This is a genomic window from Streptomyces cyaneofuscatus (genome assembly GCF_000718135.1).
GTDB lineage: Bacteria > Actinomycetota > Actinomycetes > Streptomycetales > Streptomycetaceae > Streptomyces > Streptomyces cyaneofuscatus.
The window spans coordinates 1-4,352 of record NZ_JOEM01000047.1 but is presented as its reverse complement, the minus strand read 5'-3'; the positions used below and the strand labels follow the sequence as shown (position 1 = coordinate 4,352).

Genomic DNA, 4,352 nt, shown 5'->3' with positions numbered 1-4,352 from the left:
TTCGGTCCTGGTCACGGCAGATGACGGCCAGCCAGAAGGCGGAGAGCCACGTGCCGGCGTCAGCAGTGGACATCGGTCCGGTCGCCGGGATGGTCCGCAGCTTTCGGTTGATCCGGCATTCGACCGCTCCCTCGGCCGCACCCAGCAGGGCGAAGATCGCCGACCCCAGTTGCATCGAATTGACTGTCGACTCCCATGTCTCGACCGCTGCCGCCCGGGGGTCGGCCACACAATGTGCCCGCATGGCCAAGTTGGCAGTGCTAAAGGCGTAATCGATCATTTTCGCGGAGCCTTCGAGCTTATCGATGCGTCGGGCGACGCGCTCACTCAAGCGTTCCGCGAACTGCTCGGCATCTGGTCCGGGCGATAGATCATGTCGGATGATGACCTCATTCACGGAAGAGTCCCTCGATGAATGCAGCCGCCTCGATCTCGGTGATGCGCACGTGGTCGATGTCGTTGTGCCCGAGGTCGTACAGCTTGAGATACTCGGTCGGTTCCCAGCGTAGATTGCGAGTGAACGCCTCATCGTGGGTCCGGCCGTCGTCTTCGACGCGCCGCCGGACGATGCCGCGTGGGCTGTGCCGGGGATAGCCGTCGCTGATCTTCGCGAAGTACGTCATCTCGCCCTCCGCGTCGAGAGCGTCGAGGGTGGTCGGGGCGAGCGTGACGAAGGGAGCGGCGGAGACGTTGCTCTCCATGTCCCCCAGCGGGATCATCACGCCGTTGAGGTCGAGGTACTCCCCGAGGTGGTAGCCGCCGCCACGCTCGTACATGAGGAGCAGCGGTTCGTACGGGTCCGGCAGCTCGGCCGGCAGGCCACGGTGGGCGGTCAGCAGCGCCGGCCACCGAACGGCTCCACGGCAGGTGGTGCGGAGGGAGGCTGGAGCGAGGCTCCGGAGTAGTTGCTCCAGTTCGGCGGCGACATCGGGCGGAGTCGTTATGGCGGCGTCCACGTGCGCGGCGATGTCGAAGAACGGCCAGGACTCTTCGGCCCCGTACGCCTTGGCCCACAGGGCCGCTCGTCGCAGGTACTCCCGCATGAGGAGGGCGCGTGAGTGGGCGTGGCGGAAGGCAGCGCCGTCGTCGTCCCAGTCGATCGCTCCCAGACGGTCCGACACGGCACGTGAAGGCTGGCCGCTCACTTGCTCATCGCCCTTCGGCTCGACGCCATCACGTGTCGAACTCACCCACCCAGGAGCCGTCCAGGAGGCGAATGGGCAGGTAGTCGGACTCGACTTCGATCGGGAATCCGGCATCGTAGGCAAGGCACGCGACGGCAAGCGGACCGAGAGCAAGAAGGCCAGCAATGTCCCCGGCGCGCTCCGGTGCGTTCCAGTATGTCTTGTGCAGTTCCAAAGCTTTCACGAGCGCTTCATTGAAGCCATCGTGGTCTTTCCGGAAGAACTTGTAGAACAGGTTGATCGGCGGGTACAGCACGAGCTGAAGAAGGTCGCGCAGCGCGATGGTGGCGATGTCGGGGTGAGACTGCTCAATCGCAGCCGTCAGTTTCTCCGGCAGCCCTGGCCGTTCCTGCCAGTATGTTTGCAAAGCGTCTACCCAGTGGAAGACATATTCATCACCTTCGGCGCCGGATGCTCGAAGGAGATCGAGTGGAACCTGGCACAGCTGGTCCATCCGTTGCTGATCCCGGCAGACGAGGACAAGCCACAGTGAGGTGAGCCAGTTACCCGCATTCGCGTAGAACTGAGGGCCTGTAGCGTTGATGGTCCGCATCTCGTGGTCGATGCGTGTCTCGATCCGGCCTTCGGTGATGCTGGCGGCGGCAAAGGCTGCCGTACCAACCTGCATGGCCGAGACGGTGGCGTCCCACGTGGCGAAACGATTACCTCTAGGGTTGAGGGCTTGGCGTACCCGCTCTGCAGGACTGCTTCGTTCAATGCCATGCCAAAAAGCGCAGGAGAGGCGTCAATCTTTTGGATGCTTCTTTCCAGCTCTTCTTTGAGGCGCTCGGCTATCTGCTCGTCGACCTGCGGGGCCGCGTGCCGGCCTACCGTTACCGTCATGAGTCACTCCTGTTGATATTTCGAAGGGGAAATCTTCCTCAGATTACTATAGAGAAGGAGTTCAGTCCGTCTGCGTGACAGGGTGGGGAACTTGACCTAAGCGCGAAGTTCGGTAGGGGCCGCCATATCGCCTAGAAGGTAACTCAGGAGCTCTGCATCTGTCCCAAGGGCGAAGGGAAGTCACTGAAATCTGAGCGATTTGGGTTCACTCGTTCGATTTCTCTGTGGATCACTGACGGGCGTAAAGAGGTGAATAAATTCTTGGCGAGTCATGGCTAACACCCAGGACTCCCAGGTCTCCAGCATCACGGCCTCAGGATCTGGAACGCACCTGAGGCGTGCGACGTTCAGCGAGCTGCGGAGTACCGACGTCCTTGCCTTGTCCGAGGTCTCGATCGCCTTCAGTGAATCGTTCAAAGACCCTTCCAACACGCCGACCACTGCAGACATCGCGGCAACCGGGTACTCCGGGCGCGGCACACTTATGACCATAGATGGCCTCCTCAGCAGACGTCGAAATGCTCGGTGACCGCACGGCGCATCATGGCCTCTGGCAGCCTCACCGTCGCGTACCCCAGACTCGGCGGAGGGGGCGCGCTATTTTCTGCTCACCGGGGGAGCGGGCCGCCGGTCCCTCCTTGGTACGTCCTCGCCCAGCCGGCCGTGAGAGAACGCGGCCACTCCGGATCTCGATGATCGGTGCACGGTCGATTTCATTGTGCCCGATGTCGTACGGACTGAGATGAGTGGTCGGCCAGGTCTTGGTCAGCCGTTCCGGCGACGGCGTCCCTCGTGCCTGACGTGTGGCGATCGAGTGCCTGTCTGCCCTGAAACGGTGCAGGCACGGCGCGGCACATCTGGCGGGAACGACGAGATCCTGCCGAACCGGGCGACGATCGCTGTCGGTCCGAACGCCCCGGACGAGGTGAGGCCAAGCAGGGCGCCACGGTCATGGCCCTATACGGGAAGAGACGGCTCCCCTGTACCAAGAAGTGGGACGATGAGTAGTCCGAGGTGATGTGAATGCGGGTACACGAAAGTGGGAGCGGCATCGTGCGAGTGGAGCGCCACAGGGTTGGGGAGGCTGCGGTAGCCGAGGCCCGTGCGGACTTTCCGCGCCACATCGGTGCGCGAGTGCGGACCATGTCCAGGGCAGATCGGATGACGAACCGCGAATGGTGGGAGCTGTCCGAGGAATTCCTCAGGTACCTGGGTGCGTTGTCGGTGGAATATCCAGGACTGGAAACTCCGGAAGCGAAGTTCGTCCTGGACAACGCGGCCGAGGCCGCCGCGGGTGCCGTGTCGTACGCCGCCTACTACCCGTATGAGTCCTTCAGTATTTTTCTGAACTACGTGAACTTCGGGATGAGTTACGAAGCCGGGGCGTCCGGTGAGCCGGCGCGCATCGGTGCGGACGAGTGGCTCGGTGCCTTCTGTCTGATGGTCCTCGCCGGAACTACTGAACGGCACCGCGAAGCCTTGCGCCTAACTCGACAGTCACCGCAGGCCGACCGGACGGGCTGTGCCACTGCGGAGCTCATCAACGGTCTGATGGCTTATGTTCTCGGTGACATGGGGAATGACGATGCGGACTATCCGCCCTCGACCGAACAGAAGCTCGCCGCGATTGATGCCGCTTTGGCTCGTGTCCACGCCTCAGCTGACGAAACCGGGCAGAGCCGGCCGGTCCGTGGAGACTTCACCGCGCTCCTTGCCGTACGTGCCCTGGCCGCCGGTGACCGGGCACGCTTCGAGGAGACCTTGACGACGCTGCTGCTCCAGCACCGGGAGACCTCGCAGGGAGTTGGGCAGCCCGGCTCGCTGCTGCCACTCCTTCCGCTTGCCTTGGCTGCTCTTGCCTGTCGCCGTGAGGGCTGGCTGCCGGCGGTCGACACCGACTACCTGCCGTATGCGTTGGTCACCGGTTTCGTGGCTCCGGAGCTGTCGGGTTCGGAGTCCGGAGCCGTGAGCCGCGCTGACATGATCGCTGATCTTGCTTCCGGAGCAGTCCTGCGCGAACGGCCGGAGGGGCGGGGGTAGTCGGGTCAACCTGTCTGCGGGCGGGGTCAGGTGGGGAATTCGCCGATCCAGGTGCGTTGGAGGAGGTGTTTGGGGAGGTAGTCGGATTCGATATCGAGGGGGAATTCGGCGTCGTAGGCGAGGCAGGCGATGGCGAGGGGTCCCAGGGCGATGCTGCCGTCGATGTCTTTGGCGCGGTCCTCGTTGAGGGTCCAGTACGTCTTGTGGAGTTTCAGGGCGTCCGCGAGGGCGGGGGTGAATCCGTCGCGGTCGTTGCGGACGTAGTGGTAGAAGAGGTTGATCGGC

Annotated in this window: 5 protein-coding genes; 1 reads left to right on the top strand and 4 read right to left on the bottom strand. The window is 63.3% G+C overall.

Translation table 11 applies throughout. The features are described 5' to 3' along the window. The 3 genes from IF17_RS1000000138365 to IF17_RS0135645 all read right to left on the bottom strand — a co-directional run. Nucleotides 1-397: Imm49 family immunity protein (locus tag IF17_RS1000000138365; protein ID WP_030575350.1), on the bottom strand; the 397-nt coding region annotated here is incomplete at its 3' end. Beyond that, nucleotides 390-1,121: a hypothetical protein gene (locus tag IF17_RS1000000140075; RefSeq protein WP_063830261.1), complete on the bottom strand. Its 732-nt coding sequence runs from the start codon at nt 1,119-1,121 to the stop codon at nt 390-392. The genes IF17_RS1000000138365 and IF17_RS1000000140075, both read right to left, overlap by 8 nt. Before the next feature lie 52 nt (nt 1,122-1,173). After that, the gene (locus IF17_RS0135645; RefSeq protein ID WP_030575346.1) at nt 1,174-1,812 is read right to left on the bottom strand and encodes an immunity 49 family protein; all 639 of its coding nucleotides are present in this window, start codon (nt 1,810-1,812) and stop codon (nt 1,174-1,176) included. A 1,376-nt stretch (nt 1,813-3,188) separates the two neighbouring features. On the opposite strand from IF17_RS0135645, the gene IF17_RS0135640 reads away from it, so the two are divergent. Then, a complete protein-coding gene (locus IF17_RS0135640) occupies nt 3,189-4,067 on the top strand; it encodes an Imm49 family immunity protein (RefSeq protein WP_244890589.1) in 879 nt (292 codons plus the stop codon). A gap of 26 nt (nt 4,068-4,093) precedes the next feature. Here IF17_RS0135640 and IF17_RS0135635 read toward each other — a convergent pair. Then, nucleotides 4,094-4,352 (bottom strand): immunity 49 family protein (locus tag IF17_RS0135635; protein ID WP_030575342.1); only part of this gene is annotated, 259 nt, incomplete at its 5' end.

Excerpts from the sequence above, each read along its gene's own strand:
- IF17_RS0135645 (WP_030575346.1), bottom strand. The coding sequence starts at position 1,812 with ATGCAGGTTGGTACGGCAGCCTTTGCCGCCGCCAGCATCACCGAAGGC.
- IF17_RS0135640 (WP_244890589.1), top strand. The coding sequence starts at position 3,189 with ATGACGAACCGCGAATGGTGGGAGCTGTCCGAGGAATTCCTCAGGTAC.